The organism is Bacillus sp. AFS040349, from assembly GCF_002577655.1.
Lineage (GTDB): Bacteria > Bacillota > Bacilli > Bacillales > Bacillaceae > Metabacillus.
Genome location: NZ_NUMC01000078.1, coordinates 71421 through 91608, shown reverse-complemented (window position 1 = coordinate 91608; position 20188 = coordinate 71421). Strand labels below are relative to the sequence as shown.

The 20188-nt window shown below is 33.5% G+C and carries 15 protein-coding genes, 2 pseudogenes and 1 riboswitch; of the genes and pseudogenes, 3 read left to right on the top strand and 14 right to left on the bottom strand.

Going from position 1 to position 20188, the window contains the following annotated elements; genetic code table 11:
• Positions 1–73 precede the first annotated feature (73 nt).
• From COD11_RS26935 to COD11_RS16720, 8 genes and pseudogenes are all read right to left on the bottom strand, one after another.
• Positions 74–232 carry a hypothetical protein gene (locus COD11_RS26935; RefSeq protein ID WP_176551121.1) on the bottom strand — a complete coding sequence of 53 codons (159 nt, stop codon included), beginning with the start codon at positions 230–232 and terminating at the stop codon, positions 74–76.
• 251 nt (positions 233–483) lie between these two features.
• The gene (locus COD11_RS16750) at positions 484–1455 is read right to left on the bottom strand and encodes a tripartite tricarboxylate transporter substrate binding protein (protein WP_098798094.1); all 972 of its coding nucleotides are present in this window, start codon (positions 1453–1455) and stop codon (positions 484–486) included.
• Positions 1456–1461: 6 nt separating this feature from the next.
• Positions 1462–2148 carry a response regulator transcription factor gene (locus COD11_RS16745; RefSeq protein ID WP_098798046.1) on the bottom strand — a complete coding sequence of 229 codons (687 nt, stop codon included), beginning with the start codon at positions 2146–2148 and terminating at the stop codon, positions 1462–1464.
• 20 nt (positions 2149–2168) lie between these two features.
• Positions 2169–3779 (bottom strand): ATP-binding protein, encoded by a 1611-nt coding sequence (locus tag COD11_RS16740; protein ID WP_098798093.1) that lies wholly within the window; start codon positions 3777–3779, stop codon positions 2169–2171.
• Positions 3780–3901: 122 nt separating this feature from the next.
• Positions 3902–5212: a CitMHS family transporter gene (locus tag COD11_RS16735; RefSeq protein ID WP_098798045.1), complete on the bottom strand. Its 1311-nt coding sequence runs from the start codon at positions 5210–5212 to the stop codon at positions 3902–3904.
• Positions 5213–5507: 295 nt separating this feature from the next.
• Complete coding sequence (locus tag COD11_RS16730) at positions 5508–7328, bottom strand: ABC transporter ATP-binding protein (RefSeq protein ID WP_098798044.1); 1821 nt, start codon at positions 7326–7328, stop codon at positions 5508–5510.
• Positions 7329–7336: 8 nt separating this feature from the next.
• A pseudogene (locus tag COD11_RS16725) lies at positions 7337–9090 on the bottom strand (ABC transporter ATP-binding protein).
• Positions 9091–9329: 239 nt separating this feature from the next.
• Positions 9330–9896, bottom strand: coding sequence for a GrpB family protein (locus COD11_RS16720; RefSeq protein ID WP_098798043.1), 567 nt, complete (start codon positions 9894–9896; stop codon positions 9330–9332).
• Positions 9897–9997: 101 nt separating this feature from the next.
• On the opposite strand from COD11_RS16720, the pseudogene mscL reads away from it, so the two are divergent.
• Positions 9998–10380, top strand: a pseudogene (gene mscL / locus COD11_RS16715) (large conductance mechanosensitive channel protein MscL).
• A 32-nt stretch (positions 10381–10412) separates the two neighbouring features.
• On the opposite strand, the gene COD11_RS16710 reads toward mscL, so the two are convergent.
• The 5 genes from COD11_RS16710 to COD11_RS16685 all read right to left on the bottom strand — a co-directional run bounded on the left by COD11_RS16710 (position 10413) and on the right by COD11_RS16685 (position 17125).
• A complete protein-coding gene (locus COD11_RS16710; protein ID WP_098798042.1) occupies positions 10413–10997 on the bottom strand; it encodes an MEDS domain-containing protein in 585 nt (194 codons plus the stop codon).
• Between the two features lie 767 nt (positions 10998–11764).
• Positions 11765–13774 (bottom strand): methyl-accepting chemotaxis protein, encoded by a 2010-nt coding sequence (locus COD11_RS16700; RefSeq protein ID WP_176551120.1) that lies wholly within the window; start codon positions 13772–13774, stop codon positions 11765–11767.
• Positions 13775–13879: 105 nt separating this feature from the next.
• Positions 13880–13959: riboswitch (cyclic di-GMP riboswitch) on the bottom strand.
• Positions 13960–14113: 154 nt separating this feature from the next.
• A complete protein-coding gene (locus COD11_RS16695) occupies positions 14114–14818 on the bottom strand; it encodes an exonuclease domain-containing protein (protein ID WP_098798039.1) in 705 nt (234 codons plus the stop codon).
• A complete protein-coding gene (locus tag COD11_RS16690; RefSeq protein ID WP_098798038.1) occupies positions 14815–15804 on the bottom strand; it encodes a DUF294 nucleotidyltransferase-like domain-containing protein in 990 nt (329 codons plus the stop codon). The genes COD11_RS16695 and COD11_RS16690 overlap by 4 nt, the downstream gene beginning before the upstream one ends.
• 55 nt (positions 15805–15859) lie before the next feature.
• Positions 15860–17125 (bottom strand): ammonium transporter, encoded by a 1266-nt coding sequence (locus COD11_RS16685; protein ID WP_098798037.1) that lies wholly within the window; start codon positions 17123–17125, stop codon positions 15860–15862.
• Positions 17126–17881: 756 nt separating this feature from the next.
• Here COD11_RS16685 and COD11_RS16680 point away from each other — a divergent pair.
• Entirely contained in the window at positions 17882–18169 is a 288-nt protein-coding gene (locus COD11_RS16680) for a DUF6509 family protein (protein ID WP_098798036.1), read from the top strand.
• A 34-nt stretch (positions 18170–18203) separates the two neighbouring features.
• Here COD11_RS16680 and COD11_RS16675 read toward each other — a convergent pair whose 3' ends face one another.
• A complete protein-coding gene (locus COD11_RS16675; RefSeq protein ID WP_141549699.1) occupies positions 18204–19310 on the bottom strand; it encodes a phosphatidylglycerol lysyltransferase domain-containing protein in 1107 nt (368 codons plus the stop codon).
• 271 nt (positions 19311–19581) lie between these two features.
• Here COD11_RS16675 and COD11_RS16670 point away from each other — a divergent pair, with 271 nt between their 5' ends.
• Positions 19582–19761, top strand: a complete 180-nt coding sequence (locus tag COD11_RS16670; RefSeq protein ID WP_098798034.1) for an H-type small acid-soluble spore protein — start codon at positions 19582–19584, stop codon at positions 19759–19761.
• Positions 19762–20188 lie beyond the last annotated feature (427 nt).

Here is a 20188-nt window from a genome sequence, read left to right as displayed (position 1 = left end):
GACCCTAATTTGCTACTCTTTTCACATTAACAATGGGAAAAGAGTAATTTAGATAGGGTCATTTTGGTTTCTATTAATTAGCTACTGTTTCTACTAAGTGATCATTATAATAAACAACATGTGAGAGAATACTACTTCCTTTCATGCTCCGTAGTGATTCTTTAGCTTCTAATTCACTTTCATATTCGAACATTTTAATACTTTCATTAGAATAAACAGTAATTACCCACATTTTTTGCTCCCCCAATATCTTTGTTAAAAGGCTAATCGTCAAATCAAAATGGTAAACTTCTATACTAACATTTATAAATAGCAATCTTTTAATAGTATAAAGTTCCCCTTTTAGAAACAGTTGCTAAGACAAGATAAAGTTTTGTAACCTTTCATTCCATATGATAATTCCAGTTACTTTCAAAGTAAATAATACAAATAATTATTTTATTATGTTCATTAAGTGAGTTTTGATCATTTTGTTCACGAGAATCAACTCATCTCATTAACCCCCATTAAACGCTCATACATCTCACTTTGTTGTTCAAGATAGTTAAAGGTATCTTTACTGTCTTTATAAAAACTCTTCCACATATATTCGTCTAGTATTTCTTGCCATTTTTTAGTTTTCACCATTTCACTTAATGTCTTATCCCAAAATGAAATCTCTTCTTTTGTCATATTAGGCGGCCCCATTATTCCTCGCCAATGGCTAAAAACGACGTCTATCCCTTCTTCCTTCCAGGTAGGAATCATCGGAAGTTCCCTTAACCGGCTATCGGCCGAAACTACTAGAAGCTTTACTTGATTTAACTCATAATACTTAATTGCTTCTGATATTGTCATAGTGGCAACATCTATTTGTTTTGCAAGTAATGCATCAACAACCTGTTGACTATTTTCATACACCCGGAAATTAAGCTTTGTTGGCTCTATATCTGCTTGTTTACTAGCCAATACAAAAGAAAGTTGATCATCGTTTCCTAGTCTAGGCGAAACCCCAATTTTAAAAGATTCTGGTGCTGATTCCATCTTTTCCATTAACATTTTTGCACTATTCATTTCAGATTCTTTTGAGACAATAACTGCTTCCCATTCAGTTGCCAATGTTGCGATTGGAGTAAAATCTTTAAATGTTAGCTTACTTTGACCTAGCAAATGATTTGTTATAAGAAGACTTGAATTCATCGCAAGTACTTGTCCCTCTTGCTGACTTAAAAATTTCCACCCTAGTTCTCCACCAGCACCAATTTTATTCACTACTTGGATATCTTCCTCTATGATCCCTTCACTTAAAAGAGTACGTTGCACAGCTCTTGCTGTTAAATCCCATCCTCCACCTTTTGAGCTTGGAGCTATGATTGTTATATCTTCACTTAGCAGAAACTCATTATTCTCTTGTACTGAACATCCAAAAAGGAAAAGGAGAAAATATAAGCAAACATAAAAGATTCTTTTTCTCATCATTACCTAATAAACTCCACCTTTTTTAAAGTACTTTCTCTCTGGTCTTCCTACTATGCCATATTCATGTTTTGATTTACATTCATCAATTGAGACGAGATACTCCAAGTACCTTCTTGCAGTTGTTCTTGAAGCACCCATTCTTTCCCCCATCTCTTCAATCGTAACACCACCTTTAAAAGCGTTGAGAACCTCAATTACCTTTTGTAGCGTTATTTTATCGACCCCGGAAGGTAAATCTTTTTGATTTAGTGTTTGTTGATTTCCTTTTGTAAAATATTGATCAATGAAGACTTGAGTTACTTCATCTTGACTATAAAATAATTTCCTTCTATTTTTATAGTTTTCAATTGTTTCAATAAATTTTTCCATCGTTACAGGTTTTAATAAATAATGAAATACACCTTGTCTTATAGATGTTTCAAGCATGTCTTTTTCAGTTGCAGCCGTGATCATGATTACGTCGGTGGTAGGATATCGCTCTCTAATTTTAGGTAATATATCTATACCTAATTCATCTGGTAAATATATATCAAGTAAAAGCAGATCAACTTTATTTTCATTCAACAACTTCATCGTGTCATTTGCATTTAGTGCCTTTCCTACTAATTGAACGTCTGCTATCTTCTTTAGAAATTGCTCCTGAACCTGGGCAATTCGAAAATCATCTTCTGCAATTAGTACGTTAATCATTTGAACCTTCTCCTTAATCTTTACTTAACTCCCTTTGGAAGAAACACTGTGAAAATTGCCCCTCCTTCTTTGCCATTAATTACATCAATATTTCCGTTTAAGGCATCTACAATGCGTTTTACATTATATAGTCCATACCCTCTATTTTCACCTTTAGAAGAAAAGCCAACTGCAAAAAGTGTATCAAATTGTTCTTTTGATAACCCTTTGCCGCTATCAGTTACCTCTATAATAATTTCATTTCCGAGGTTTGTTATAGAAAATGAAACGTTTCTCTTATCTTGAAAAATGACTGATTCAAAAGCATTGTCAATTAAATTTCCAATAATTGTGATGATCTCTGTAACTCCAATATGTTTTGGAAGAGGATCTACATAACTTTCAGGGTCTATTTCAAAATGAATCTTCATCTCTGACGCTCTTCCCAATTTACCTAATAAGATTGCCTGGATATTAAGGTCTTGAATTTGATTAAACAAAAGTTTTGTTTGGTGATGATGGATCGTTGATTCTTTATTTATAAAATCAAGTGCATCTTGATATTTTTCTAGTTGTAATAAACCGGATAATAAATATAATTTGTTTGCATACTCATGTGTTTGTGCTCGAAGGCCTTCTGAATAGGTACGAACTTCTGAAATTGTATCTATTAATTTCTTTAATTCTGTTTTATCACGAAAACTTAAAACCACTCCAACAACTTGTTCAACAACTTGTTCTTGTTCAATGATAGGAATGAAATTAAAAATATACATTTTATCATGAAGAAGCAGTTCTACATTATGGATATCCTGTCCAGTTTCCAATACAAGATCAATTTTGATATTAGGTAAAATATCATGAATATGTTGATTAATGAAATGTTTTTCACAAATGTTTAACATATCTGATGCAGATAGATTAATCATTGTAATGAGCCCTCTTTCATTAATAGCAATAATTCCTTCTTTAATAGAAGAAAGTATCGCATTTCTTTCTCGGAATAAAGATGAAATTTCATGAGGTTCTAATCCGAGAGTATCTTTTCTAATATTGTTTGTTAAGTAAATCCCACCGATGATTCCTAAAATGAATACTCCAAGAGAAGCAAATATAATAAATTTTATTTTCTTATATAAATTGTAAAGAAGGTCTTTCTCTAAAAATTCAACAGATACTGTTCCAATAACTTGACTATATGTACTATAGTCAGCAATGATTGGAACTTTTCCAACAATAACACGCCCCTGTTCTCGATCTATTTCAAAGCTACTAGATCCACCAAAAATTAAAGCTTGGTCATTTGTGTGATTAGAGTTTCTTTGTCCAACTAATTTCAAATCTGAATGAGAGTAAATGATCCGTTCACGGTTCTCAATTACTATATTTGAAGCATTTGCCTGATCTTTAACTTGTTCGGCAATTGGTCGAAATATTTCCTCCAAGTTATCTTCTTTAATTGCCTCGTAAAGCTCTGGCATTAAAGAAATCGTTTTTGCTGTTTGCAACACGAGCAGCTCTGCTTGAGTTCTTGAATCAACGTATAATATATACGAGAAAATACCAGCTAAAAGCAAAATGATCACTAATAGCAGGACGCTTATCAGTGACAATACTTTAAATTGCAATGAAATTTTATTTTTCCCTCTCATTTCCATATCCTTTTTAATCATAAATTAAATCATTTTAAAGATTATACCATCATCTTAACATCTTATTTTAACTATATTTACTTTTAAAAGAGCTAGAGTAACTCTCTAGCTCTCACATGATTTTATATAGAGATTACACCTACAATAATTGAAACAATTAACATGGTAAGCGAAGTACCAACAGTCCATTTTAACGTAAATTTTTGAAAGTCACCAAACTCTACTTTTGACATACCAACTAACAAATACGTTGAAGCAACTAAAGGACTTAACAAATGAACGGGTTGACCAACTAATGATGCACGAGCAATTTCAACTGGATTGATTCCATAACTAGTAGCAGCTTCAGCAATGATTGGTAGCATACCAAAATAATATGCATCGTTTGACATAAAAAAAGTAAAGGGCATACTAGTCAATGCTGTAATAATCGGTAGATAAGAGCCTAATGCATCTGGAATTAAAGCAACAAGACTGTTTGCCATTGCGTCCACCATCTTCGTGCCTGATAGAATGCCAGTAAATGCACCAGCAGCAAAAACAAGTGATACAACAGCTAAAACGTTTCCAGCATGTGCTTTAATACGTTCCTTTTGTTCTTCTAAATTAGGGTAGTTAATCACAATTGCAAGTGCAAAGCCAATCATAAATAAAGCGGGCAGAGGCATAATTCCCATGATTAAACCTAAAAGAAGGAGTACAGTTAATGCAAAGTTGATCCATATTAATTTTGGACGTTTTTCTGATTGCACTTCTGATGCTGCTGCTTGTTGATGAAACGCGATTAACTGTTGCTGTGGTAGTTGATCTAATTCTAAAGTTCCAACACGTTTTCTTTCTTTAACTCCAAATAAGTATGCAACAAAGATAACCCATATAGCTCCACCTATCATTGCAGGAACAAGTGGTACAAACACTTCTGACATATCTAAATTTAAAGCACTAACTGCGCGGGCAGTTGGTCCTCCCCATGGCGTAAGATTTGTTACACCAACACTCATGATCGCTATACATGGAAGAATTAATGGATTCATTTTTAATCGTTGATACAGTGGAAACATAGCCGAAATTGTAATCATATAGGTTGTTGTCCCATCTCCATCTAAGGATACAACTAATGCTAACACTGCAGTTCCGATAATAATTTTTAATGGATCACCTTTAACAGCCTTTAAAATTGCCCCTACAACAGGATCAAATAAACCAGCATCAATCATTATACCAAAATATAAAATCGCAAACATAAGCATAACACCGGTAGGAGCTAATTGATTTATGCCATCTATTAGCATTGGTCCTAATTCACTCGCAAACCCTCCAACAATTGCAAATATAACGGGAATAAGAATTAAAGCAATTAAAGCTGATAGTCTACCAGTCATAATTAAAAACATAAACACAAATACCATTAGAAAACCTAATATTGCTAACATAATACCCCCCCATATCTGAACGCGCTTACAAAATGTAATAATTAGAATTCTTTGTTATTTCCAACTATAAATGAAGGGTAAATGGGGGTAAATATTATGGTTGATTTATCCTTAAAAACCTATTTGTATGTATAAATCTTTTCGAACAATTAATATGTTTTGTTCATTTAATTCACGAAGTTTTTTTAAAATTTTAATTTCACTTTTTTTTTTATGAATGAAAAAAGCACCCATTTTGGGCGCCTTTCAAGTATAAATCCATAAAAACTATTATTCTCATTCGATATCTATAGAATTATCCCACTTCTAACATAGTAAATTGAGCTTTGACCAATCCATAGTAAACACCCTCTTTCTCCATTAGTTGTTCATGATTTCCTTGCTCCATAATTTCACCATGATCCAAAACAATAATATTATCAGCCTCACGAATTGTTGAAAGTCGATGGGCAATCATTATTGCAGTTCTTCCACTCAGGAGGGTTTTCAGTGCTTGTTGAATTTTCACTTCTGTTTCAGTATCAATACTTGCAGTTGCTTCATCAAGTATAATAATGGTTGGATCTGCAAGTAGTGTCCGAGCAAAAGAAATAAGTTGTCGTTCACCTACTGACAATACATTTCCTCTTTCCTCTACTTCTGTTAAGTAACCACTAGACAAACAGCATATGAAATCATCCGCACCAACTGCTTTCGCAGCATTTACCACCTGTTCGTCCGAAGCTGTTGGGCAACCGAACCGAATATTATCCATAATTGTGCCTGAAAAGATAAATGTATCTTGAAGAACAACACTGATACGTGATCTTAATTCACTGATTGGTAAATTTTTAATATTTATATCATCAATTTTTACACTTCCCCCAGTTGCATCATAAAAACGACTAATTAAATTGGCGATTGTTGTTTTTCCAGAACCTGTATGGCCAACCAATGCAACTGTTTGCCCCGCTGAGATTGATAAAGAGATCTTGTTGAGTGCTTTTCTAGAAGAATCATAGGCAAATTCCACTGATTCAAAATCAATTTTACCCTTCATACTCTTAAGGTTGGTCGGATTATCCGAATCAGCAACATTCGGTTTTTCATCAATAAATTCAAAAATTCTTTCTGAAGAAGCCATTCCCATTAGCAATTGATTATATACCTGGCCTAGTCTCGAAATTGGTTCCCAAAACATTCCTAAGTAAAAAGCAAAAGAAACAAAAGTTCCGATTGTAATTGATTCATTTGCTATCAGGGTTGCTCCATAAGCAATTAAAATAGCTGTACCAATTGCGTTTGTCATCTCAACAATTGGTGTAAACATTGCATTGCGTTTGGTAGCATTTTGCCATGACCCAAAATTCTCCGAGTTAACTCCATCGAAATATTCAATGTTTTCTTTTTCTTGTGTAAATGATTGAGTCACTCGGATTCCCTGAATTGATTCATTCAGATGTGAATTCAGTTTTGATTGCTTTAATCGTACAGTTTGCCAAGAACGACGTATTTTTTTTCGTAGACTGGTAGAAATGAAAAACATAAGTGGCACAATAACCATAATTGCTAAAGTGAGTTGAGGACTAAGAGTAAACAAAAGTACTACAACCCCGATTAAGAGGATGAAATCCATTAACAGGTTGATTACCCCACTAGTAAATAGCTCCTGAAGGGAATTAATATCATTCATAATTCGAACTAGGATAGAACCTGCGGAACGCTGATCAAAAAATCTGTGAGACAATGACTGAACATGGGTAAATATATGCTTTCTAATATCATAGATTACATTTTGACCAAGCATGTTCATCCACCTGATTCGAAATGTGTTGGCTATGTAAGATACAAGATAGAGAAAAGAAATTGTCGTAACTAAGATAATGAGAAGCTTGATATCTTTATTTGCAATTGCGTAATCTAGTGTATATTTCCCTATTAATATAGGTGCCACGAGACGGACCACTGCAAAAATGAGGACAGCAATAAATGCTGCAGGAAGTAATGTTCTGGAATACGGTTTCAAGTAACTTAGTAATCTCCACATTTGCTGCCAATTAAATGGTTTATCTATAACCGTTTCTGTGGAGTAATGAAATCTTTCCTTAATTTTTTCTTTTATATCTTTGTTTCTCATATCATCACCTACCCTGCTGTTGAGTGTAGAACAGCTTTTTGATCTTTATATTGAATATTATAGATTCGTTTGTAATAACCTTCTTGCTGTAGAAGCCTTTCATGAGTTCCTCTCTCAATAATTGAGCCACTATCAAGAACAAGAATCTCATCAGCATGCTTCAGAGAAGAAATACGATGGGCAATGATAAATGTCGTTCGACCCTTCATCACTTCTTTAATGCTTGTTGAATATGAGACTCTGTCGTCATATCTACAGCACTTGTTGCATCATCTAAAATAAGAATGCGTGGATCCATGCAAATTGCTCTGGCAATTGCAATTCTTTGCTTTTGTCCTCCTGAAAGCCCGAGTCCTCTTTCACCTAACATCGTATCGTATCCGTCTTTCAGTTCCATAATGAAATCATGTGCCTGCGCACGTTTTGCTGCATCAATAATTTCATCTATCGTGGCATCTGGTCTTCCGTAAGCTATATTTGATTTAATTGTGGATGAAAATAAAAATGATTCTTGTAAAACCACTCCTATATTTGAGCGTAATGCTTTTAATGAATAATCACGAATATCTTCTCCATCAATTAAAATTTGACCACTTGTTGGTGTATAAAACCTTGTCATCAATTGAGTCAAACTTGTTTTTCCAGAACCAGTTGAACCAATTAACCCGATTGTTTTTCCCTTTGATGCCTGAAAAGTTAGTTGATGTAATGCTAGTGATTCTTCCTCTTTATAACGTAAACTTACATTGCAAAAGGTTACATCTCCATTTATTTTAGTATCGGGAAGGATATTTTCTTGATCTCGAATGCTTTCCTCAGCCTCTAAAATTTCAAGTAGTCGCTCTCCTGATGCCTTCGATTGCGAAAATAAGTTAATAACAAATCCTAAGTGCATGATTGGGTTCATTAAATACCAAACTAAACTGAAAAAAGCAACAAGCTCACCAGGTTGCAGGCCTCCTTGAATAACAAGTACACTTCCGTATGCAAGCAATGCGACAACACATATATTTCCGATTAACTCCATGAGAGGGAAAAATTTCGCCCAAACAAAGGAGGTTGTTAATGATTTTTCTTTGTAATTGCCGTTTGCTTGGTTAAACTTTGATATTTCAAAATCCTCACGAGAAAGTGCCTTAACCGTTTGTATTCCACTAATATTTTCTTGCACATTCGTGTTTAGCTTTCCAAATGATTCACGAATGTTCCGAAAAGCTGGATGTACACGTTTATCAAAATGATATACAGCCACCGCTAGAAAAGGTAAAGCAGCAATCGTTACTAACGTTAACGGTACGGAATAAATAAACATAACTGTTAATGTTCCGCATATTAATAGTAAAAATCGAACAAGCTCAGAAAAACCGAACGATAAAAAGAAACGAAACCCTTCTACATCAGCAGTCAATCGGGACATTAAATCACCCGTTTTAGCATTATCATAGTAAATAAAAGGCAATCGCTGTAACTTTTCATATAAAGCATTTCTAAGTCTGTAAACTGACTGTATCCCAAACATATCTCCTAAATATTGATGAAAAAATGCAGATACCCCTTTTACCACCATCAATGATAAAAAACCAACCACAATCCATGGAATATACTCATATTGTTTCTTTAATACAATTTCATCGATTGTTAATTGCAAAACAATTGGATAAATAACCGTAATGCCTGTAATAAATAAGACAAAAAACAATGACCATAAGAAATACTTTCTGTATGGCCAATAAAAGCTTTTTAATTTTTTAAACGTTTCCATACTTCCCCTCCCCACAGTTGTTTACCATCACATTACCTATAGATATAACGTAATACGTTTAAATATATCGACAATCGAAATAATTATCCATACATTTTCCTTAATTTTCTAAAAATATATCCTTTGAAGGAATCTACCTCCTTCTAGTGGACGAAAGAACTAATACCTTTGAACGAAAAAAGATGCTTATTGGTTAGTGGAATCTCAACTAACCAATAAGCATCTTTCTAAAAAACACCTTATAATTTTGCCTCTTTAAGAACAGACTGTATAAATTTAGCCTTTGCACCAGCATACTCATTTCCATTAGTCCATTCTTTTTTCGATAATTTCTTTTTCAAGCTTTCATATTCTAAAAGATGCTCTTTCGATTGTATAAGAAAATCACGAAATAAAAGATGTTCCTCCCACCATTGACTATCTAAAGGTACTGTATGTATATGAGCTATTCGATGTTGATGGGGAATCTCCATAAAATTCTCAGTCGTTAATACACGTGGATATAACTCGGCATAAACTTCTTTAACCACAATAAAAAAACGTCGAAACGGCAGCTGTTTATCATAAATTGATACATAAACATAAGGAGGTTGTGATAACGCATCAACAACCTTTTCAAGCTGACTTTCCTCTCTAACACCAATCATGATATCGATTATTGGTTTTGCTGATAAACCAATTATTGATGTACTTCCAATATGTTCAATCATTGGTTTAAGAAAACCTAGTTTAGATTGTAACATTTCCTTTTCAATCAGGTATTTTTGCGGCCATTTCGGATCATATTCTGACAATGAAACCTTCATATTCTTCTTCTCCTTCTAAACTTGTCTTATGTGAATAATCTTTACTAAGGACTGTTTTTATTGTCCTCTTTTAAAGTAATGAATAGATTGGAGATAATAGCATGCTAAAACAATTTCTACAATTCGCCATAAGAGGGATGCAATTGACCTAGCAGTAGGAGTAATTATCGGAACGGCTTTTGGAAAAATCGTTAGCTCATTAGTTGATGATCTTGTCATGCCAGTAATAGGTGTACTTTTAGGCGGCATAAATTTGAAGGATTTCTCTTTACCTTTTGGAGCATCAGTTATTCAATATGGATCATTCTTACAAACTGTATTAGAATTTTTAATCATAACATATAGTATTTTCTTCTTTGTCCAACTATTTTATAAGCTCCGGAAATTAGACAACGACAAGCCTTTTGGTCAAACTAAAACTAACACTGAACTTCTACTGGAAGAAATACGTGATTTGCTAAAAGAAAAAAAGGATGACGAATAAATGAATCAAATTGCCATTAGGAACTTCTTAATTTAAAATATTTTCTTTATTCCATTAGCTTCATCAACTAGTTTCATTATTTCATTATCCGTCATTAAGTATAAGTGACACTCCATTAAAGCTTTTTGGACCTCATCCGTTAATCGGTCTAAATTATATGCACAAACACCGATTATATCCATTTCCGGCATTAACCTGTCTACTTCAAATTCAAATTCTTTCAATGTGCTATTAATATGTTTTTGAGTCGGCCATTCCACGTGACCCCAACACCTTATTTTCAAATTTTGATCAAAATAGGGATCTAATGTGTTAAAAAAGTAGTTTAGAATTGTTACTGTGTGGAAATTACCTGTGGAACAATAGAAATCAAAATTACTAATTTGGTGGACTCTCTTTATTTCATCTGCTTCTAATATATTTTTTAGTTTTTGTGATATTAAATGATTAATAGGCTCATTTTCAACAAACAAAACATATTCATTGTTTTTTATACCACTAATTATAAATTCAACAGCGTTTTGAACATAATCATCCAATTTCTCCGTAAAATACAGAATGTGACCTCCACCATTTTCATTTAATTTATATGTAAATTCAGCCATATTTTTTATCATATATGTTATTTTCTCCTTACCTTCAAACTGTTTAATCTATAGTAAGTCTCACATATAATAGTACAACAATTTCGTTGAAAAAGGTTATCAATTCTAAATAATATAACAAAATTAGTCATGATCTGCCGTTTGTTTAGCTTAAAATAAATGTTTTAAACATAATTATAGAGGTGGACTAGCATTATTTTATTCTATTTCTCTATTGTCTGTACCGTTAATCTTGACTACGACCAAATTGATGGTATTCTTGTCCTAACAATTAACATCAAATATGATAAACTAAGTATTATTTTTTGATAGGGATGTGAAGCTTTTGAAGAAATTTAAAATTGTGCTACCTGTAATGATCATAGTGTTTATTTTTGCGATTAGAGTACTTGACCAAAACTATGGTAGCGCTATTTCCATACAAATCCGAACGTTGATTTCTTTAGGTGGGGCTCTTTTTTCCGGCTTAATTACGTATTTTCTCTTTCCCAGTAATGAAAACCAAAAAAATTGATAGTAGTTTCCAACCATATATAGGGAACTGTTCATCTAACGTCTCATTAGAGCTTGATTACATACCGTCAAGCTCTTTTAATCTCCCTAATTCCGGTAATCACTAGCTACGATCGTATGTATGGTGAGTTTTTGCTATAGATAATACTTCTTTAGGCGTAACTTGACTCCAAGCTAGTTTTAAAAATGCTTCATAATGCTCAATAACCTTAAGTTGAAAAACTTAAAAAGCCAGCTGCAACTTCAGCTGACTTTTTAACAATCACTTATACTTTAAAGCGATCAATAATTGATTGTAGTTCTTCAGCCATTCCAGTTAAGGCTTTTGAGGCAGCTGTAATTTCCTCCATTGAAGCAAGTTGTTGCTCAGTTGTAGCCGCTACTTCTTCAGATGTTGCTGAACTTTCTTTTGCAATAATAGCTAGCTCATTGGCTGATGCTGTAACTTCTTGAATGGCAGCTGTTATTTGCTGTACAGTTGCTGAAACTTCTTCAATTTGTGGAGTCATAGTGTTCATTCTATTTAATATCGAATCAAATTTCTCAGATGTTTCTGTTGAGATTGTTAATCCCTGCTCTGCATTTTTAGATACCTCGCCCATTACCTGTACGGAATGATTTGTGTCTTTTTGTATAGATAAAATTAGTGTAGAGATCTGACCAGCTGATTGTTGAGATTGTTCTGCTAATTTGCGCACTTCATCAGCTACTACTGCAAATCCTTTTCCATGTTCACCGGCTCTTGCTGCCTCAATTGCGGCATTTAATGCAAGTAAATTTGTTTGATTAGCAATTTCAGAAATAGCATCTAGGATCTTTCCAATTTCCTGTGATCTTTTGGATAATGATTGAATGACCTTATTTGATTCAGTCACGGAAGCATGAATAAACTTCATTTGCTCCAAGCTATCTTTTACAAATTTCCCACCAACTTCTGCCTCACTGACAGTTTCTTGTGCTATATCAGAAACATTTGATGAGCTAGATGAAATTCTTAGAATTCCTTGTAGCACTTCATCTAATGCAGCATTATTTGCATCAATTTTAAATGTTTGGCTTTCGGCTCCACTAGCTACCTGTTGGATTGCTTCTGTTACTTGTTTAGTTCCAGCTGTCGATTGGTCTGCACTAGCAATCAACTCTTCAGAAGATGAACTCACCCTTTCTGATGCTGTTTGGAGACTTACAACCACTGCACGTAAATTTTCGACCATTTTGTTAAAGCTCTTGGACAATTGTCCTACTTCATCATTAGAATTAATGTTAATATCAACCGCTAAATCTCCATTAGCAATTTTTTCTGAAGAAGCAACTAAAATACGAATTGGTTGTAAAATAGAACGTATAATAACAAAAATAACAATAGCTCCGAGAATAGAGGATACTAGTACTACAGCTAATGTTTTTAAAAAGATTCCTTTAGCGGCTTCTGAGATTTCACTAGTATACATCGTACCAGCAATTTTCCAGCCTGTTAGTTCATTTGTAATAAAATCCATTTCCTTCGCTTTACCATCTATAGTATAGGAAAATTCACCAGTATTACTTTTAAATAAATTTCCTACCCAATCATCCGTTACCTTTTCACCTTGCTTAGAAGGATGAATTAAGTAAGTTTGAGTTTCATCAACAATTGTTACGTAGCCCTCTTCCCCAACCTTCACTACACTTATCATATCTTTCAGTACATTTAAGTTCACATCAACAGCCACTACACCTGAACCATCATTTAAAACTTTAGCAAATGTAACTGATGTTTCATTTGTATTAGCATCGATATACGGATCTGTAATAACAACTTCTCCTTTATTCTCCATTGCCAACGTATACCAAGGACGATCACGTGGGTCATAATCATCGGGGAGTTGAAGTGTTGGTGAAACAATCATTTCACCCGTATCTGTTCCAATATAAATTGCTTGTGCTCCTGGTTTTGTTTCAATATATTGATTAAATTTCAATTTAATTTTCGAAATTTCCTCGATATCAATTTTTGCATTAGCCGTTTTTGCTGTCTGAGCAAAATATTCAATGTCCTTTTCTATAGGAATTAGCTGTGAATTCATAGAAGAATCAATTAGTTGCACACTTTCCTTAGCTGTTTGAAGCATGCTATCTTGTAATTCAGATTTTGCAGATTGATAAGAGATAAATCCTATAGCAAGACTTGGTACAAGTAAAATGCATGCGAAGGCAATGATTAATTTTTTTCTAATCGTGAGATTTCTGTCAATACCTTTTAATACATTATTCTTTAAAACATGACGGATTTTCATGATGTTCTTTCTCCCTTTCTCGTCTCTATTACTCTTTGTAAAATAATAAAACTGCCCACATGATAAAAATAAGGACAGCTCACTAAAAAGTTTAAAGTTAATCATATCTGCAACTGGCTAGCATAAAATGATAAGCCCCTTTAGTTTTGCGTCCCATTTTTTCAAATGGTTTGCCCAATTTTATATTATATACAAATAATTTCGGCAATTCTGCCTATAAATTTAGTAGTACTATCATACTACTTATGACATAATTTGGCTATCTTTTTATGATAAATCATTATATTCTGAAACTTTTTCTATATAAAGAAAGAGCTATCATTTTGATAACCCTTTTCATTAAACCATTGTATAACGTTCATATAAATCCTTTAATGTTTCACACCCTAATCTTTTAAGCTTATTAACATAAATACTCCATAACTGTGCAGTCAACTTGGCATCCTCCAGAGCATGATGTCGACCAAAAATCGGTATTCCATTATGTTTGCAACATTCTTCAAGAGTGATAAGCTTTGCTCCAGGCTCTGCAATTCTGTACAAGAAGGACATATCTACAAGGCGGTGCTTAAATGGTGACCTGTAGAGCTTCCAAGAGGCATGCTGTAAAAACATCTTTTCATGGTTTGCATGATGAGCAACAAGTGTATAATCCTGGGCAAACCGAAAAAACTCGAACAAGGTTTCGGATAACAGCGGAGCAGTTGTTAATTGTTCGTTTGTTAGACCAGTCAAAGAACTAATTTCATTAGAAATTGGTTTTTCTGAGCGAACAAGTGAGTAAAAGGTTTCCTCTTCTTTAATTTCATCTCCCTTTACTTTAATTGCACCAATTGAAATAATTTGGTCTCCTTGATCGGGATAAAAACCTGTTGTTTCGATATCAAAAACAATGACGTTTAATTCAGTAAGAGGAATATTTAATGTCTCCTCCACCCTCATTTCACGTTGTAATTGTCTAAGGTAGGCTACTTGTTGCTGTGATTGGGCAGATTGAGAACCACCAAGCTTACCTCTCATAAAAAAAAACGGGTCAAATGTCATTCTAAACACCCTTTATCAATGATCCCCTGCACATATTGATGCAGTTTTTTACCATCTTTTAAGATTGATTTTATCTCTCTTTTTTCTTCCTTGGTCATTTTCTTAATGTTTAAATAATGCACATCATCATAACTTTCAGCACTTGCAAATAATAGTCTTCGGTATTCAAGCAACTTCTCAAAATTCTTTTTATAATAAAGCATTTCTTGTCGATAAGGATCTTTTTTACTAAGGATGGTAATTCTTTCGAGAGTAGAGGTTTCAATTATCCCCTCTTTCATTGCTAGTAACCTAACTGCATTAACATACGGTAAAAAAGCTCCTTTTTTTAGATCAATACATCCTTCATACTGGCCACTTTGTTCGACATAGATTTGTCCTAATGGACCAATCGAATGTTTAATATGTTGAATATTGTCCATAAATCGCTGTAAAAGCTTAGGATTTGTATTTCGATATTCAAAGATTGTAGATTTTAAGTCCTTTATAAAAGCATCATTTCCAACTAAGCTTCTACAGTCATAAAAGATCTGTAAAAAGCGAATGGATTCCCAGCTTTTTTCATCCATCCAAGCAACAAGTTGCTTTTCCCAGTCATCTAATGATTTACACCACAAAGGATTTGAGCTCATAACGTTTCCTTCACAATAAGGATATCTGATTAAATGAAGTCCTTTTGACAATTCTTCTCCAAGGGCAGAGAAATACTTACTTGCACGTTCTGATTTTTCTTCGTAAACTAAACCATGATCTTGATCGCTAATGATACCTTGTTCAATTCGTCCACCACTCCCAGTAATAAACCATGTAAAATCACAAGGTGGAGCCCCAGAGTTCCTTTCAAGATGAAAGAGTGCCACTTTACTAGCACTCTTCATCATCTCATCATGAAATTTATTTAACTCTATTGTATTTGATTCATAATTGTGGATATGTTCGTCTTTCCACTTTTTAATTGATTCATAGGAATCAAATGCACCGTGCATGAGAGACACTTCCTCACGTTTATTCAATATGAGCGTATCTAACCACTTATGTTGTTTAAGAGCCAACATTTTGATTTTTTGAAGCAAACACTTCTGGGTAACCATAGCTTCCGTGTTCGCTCATATCTAATCCCATTACTTCCTCTTCTTCTGTTACACGGAGACCATTCATTACTTTCTTAGCAATTGCTAAGATAACAAAAGATACAATGAATGCATAAAGGCCAGATACTGCAACACCCATAAATTGTACGCCAAGTTGATCAAATCCGCCACCATAGAATAAACCAGGCTTACCAACAGATGCTAGTTCTGGCGTTGCAAAGAAGCCTGTTGATAAAGTTCCCCATACACCAGCAACACCGTGTACAGATAAAGCAAAGATTGGATCGTCAATTTTTCTCTTTTCAAAGAATCTTGCACTATAGAATACTAGTATACCAGCAATGAAACCAATGACCACTGCCGCCCAAGTATCAACGAACGCACATGATGCTGTAATAGCAACTAAACCTGCTAAAGCACCATTTAACATTGTTGGAACATCAGATTTCCCTAAAACCATCCAAGAAATAAGAAGTGCTGCAACTGCACCTGCTCCAGCAGCTAAGTTCGTGTTTAAAGCAACAAATCCGAAGAAACCGTCATCAACAGCTACAGTACTACCTGCATTAAATCCGAACCAACCTACCCAAAGGATAAGAACACCTAAAGCTGTGAATACTTGGTTATGACCTTGAATGTTATTAGCTGAGCCATCTTTATTGTATTTTCCAATACGAGGTTTTAATAAAATTGTTGCTGCAAATGCTGCCATAGCACCTGTTAAGTGAACAACTGTTGATCCGGCAAAGTCTTGTTTACCATGTTCTGCTAACCAACCGCCACCCCAAATCCAATGAGCAATAACCGGATAAATAAGAGCTGAGAATAAGATAGTAAAAACTAGATAAATTGATAATTTAGCACGTTCCGCAAATCCACCTAAAGCAATTGTAATTGAGATACAGGCAAATGCACATTGGAAAACAAAGAATACTGCTGTGGATAATCCCATTCCTTCCGCTTGTGCTCCTGAGTAGAAGAAATCAGTTAAACCGACAAAGAAATTACCATTTCCACCAAAAGTAAATGCATACCCTACCGCCCAGTAAACTAATGAAGCAAGGCCTACTGTAAATATTGTCTTACCTGCAATATGACCTGCATTTTTCATTCTTGTTGACCCTGCTTCAAGTAGAATAAATCCTCCTAGCATAAAAATAACTAAAATTGCACTTAACATGACCCATAAGCTGTTCATTAAAAACATTGAATCCATGTCATTTCCTCCCTCGTTTGTTTAGTTTACACTAGATGTAAGAAAATATAACATCTGTTTCTTATTTACTATTCTATACGATATTTTCAAAGTGTCAACACGTTTTGCAAAGTTTCTGATAATTTCGTGTTAGAATATCTAACATAAGTGATTTGGAACATGATTTTATACCGCTTTTAAAATGAAAATTTTAACACTAACAATAAAAAGAGCATCTCAAATTCTTGAGATACTCAATAAAAACAATTAAATCAATTAAATCTGACGTGATTTTCCAGCTTTTAATTCTAAATTAACGTCCTTTAAAATGGAGAATAACATTGCAATCAAAACAAATGTTATTCCCCTTTTGTATTCCCGTACTTGCAGATAAGATTAACAATACTGTAACACTTGATAACTAACTGCATGTCTACAAATTTACTCTCTAACACTATAGAACTTATGTTAAGCGTGAATCTCACTTGTGATTGTTAAAATTCCATATGAATAGTGTCTTTGTCTCCTTTTGTCAGTAGCAGAACCCGGATTAAATAAGAGAATACCATTCACTACCTTTTTAAGAGGAATATGAAAGTTTTTTTGCACATTTAGGTATATTCGTGTCTCCAAGAACCAAGATTTTCATCGGACCACCCCTAATTTGGATTATCATAAAGAAAAGGCTATAATATTAATGCTATAGAAGTTTGACTAGGTACATATTTTCACACCATTAAATGAGATTATTCAAGAATAGGAAGAGGTAAGATTTAAATGAAAATCATTGAATCAACAATTGAAAAATTAGATGACCCATTCGGCATTCTTTCCGGAGATCGTTACGAGATTTTCCTTACATTAGATGTAGATGAGGAGGATGAGTTGTTTAGTGAACACGGAATTAAACTAAAATTAATATTTGCTGTTGACCAAGATCAATACAATATTGCACAATATGATTTCATTGAGATGACAACAGAAAAATTTTTAGATTTCGGTCTTGAAGAAGATGAAGAAAAAGAAATTGTTGCACATTGTATGGAGCTTGTTTCAAACCTATAAAAAAAGGACGACTGCATTTAGTCGTCCTTTTCCTCTATACCGCTTCTTTGTCTCGAAAAATCTTCTTCTTTATAAAAGAAAATTTGTGTATAGGCTCTTTTTGTACAATTAAAATGAGTTGTAAAATCAGTAAAAATAATAAAGACTTTTTATAAACTAAATAACGAGGAGACCAATCGGTGGCAAATTTAGCTTTATACCTACGCAAGCCCTTAAAATTATAAAATTTACATCCATTCAAAAAGGCATATCGGGCTATTTTCTCTTGAAAAGGTGAGTTATTGTCAACGCCCACATTTGATAATGGAGACATTCCAAGACTACATGATGTATAACCCATTTCTTTTGCCCAAAGAATCGTTGATACAAATACCATATCCATGGCACCTCTACTATCATTTCGATATCTCATTATATCAATACTTAATGTTTCTTCTTTTTGGTAATCAGATGGCAGACTTGCAAAGGCAATTAAACGTCCATTTGGATCACGAAAGAGCGATACCGGAAAATAACTAATATATTCCTCAGAGAATGAACTTACAGAAAAACCTTTTTCTTTTCGATCATTTAACCATTCATTTGAAACAGATTTCATTTCTTCTAAAAGACTAGAACTGAACGGTGGATGAGCAACCGAAAAGATATATCCGTCTTTTGTAAATTTATTTTTAATATTTCGGATATTCCCGAACTTTTTCCCTTCAATTACAAAGCTTTTAAGATTCACTTTAGCTTCTTCTCCGACTTTAAATAGTCGGTAACCGTGTTTTTCATAAAATGAAATATATTTTTCACTTGCCTGATAGAAGACCGGTGTTAATTTTCTTTTAGATGCATAAGAAAAAAACTCATTCAAACCTTCTTCAATTTTTTCCTTATCACCAAACGGATCACCAAGGATAAAAAGTCTTCTTCCCTTTTTTCTATACGAAATTAGGACAGAACCTCCCTGTGCTTGAAACACCTGCTTATCCTCTAAAAAGAGAAGATGCGAAAGGGTGGTCCCACCATATTTTTTCATAACAGATAAAATGAAAGATCTATTAAAAACATTTTCACTTATTCGTTGTTGGTTAGAATATAAATAAATGACTGCAATACTAATGAAGAAAAATAGTAAAAATATAATAGCGCTCATCAATTACCCTAATCCCCCTTTTCTCTCTATACAAGATAATACATCTCACACCGTGAGAAAATATATTTAAAATATCAGTTTATTCTAGCATAGTTTTCTTATATTCGGAGAACGTAAAAATATACTTATTGTGAAAGTTCTATCATCATATGATGACTGTTAATACAACGCCTTCAATCAATTATGAAGGAAAAAACAAAAGGGATTTTCTTGGATTTAACGTAAAACTTTCATAAAAAGGATTTTATTAAATACAAGTGGAGTTGATAATATGAATGTAAATCGCGCAAAAGAAATCTCAAGTATGGGTGAAATGGTGAATGTTCAATTTGAAGGAGAATCTATTTACATACAATCTGTGAACGAAGAGCAAGAAACTGCTCGCATCTTTCCGATAAACAATCCTCAAGCAGAAAAAAACGTACCAGTTGATCGTTTAACCGAACTATAAGTTATGACTAAAAAGTCTAGGAAATGAAAAACAAGCATAAGTCTTTATAAAAAGACTCACCAATTCTATAAGTTTAACCCTAACAAAAATGGACTAACAAGAGATTGTTAGTCCGTTAATAACTCAAAACCTTCTCAATTATTAGTATTGAAGTAAGCAAATACATCGTTACCTTCTACAACTTCTATAAATCCGAAACCTTTTTCTGAATTAAGCAATATTACACTACAAATTGTTTTCAAAAGTAGTACCTCCAAAGATTTTTTAATACAGGGCTACTCGTACCGGAAATAAATCAAATTCACATATTATAGAAAATATCAATGGTTGATATAGATATTCTTTATAATATGTGAATGAAGCAGCTCCATATTTCGTTAGTTATAATAAAAAATAGTCTATGTTTTATTTATAAAAATTGCTGAAT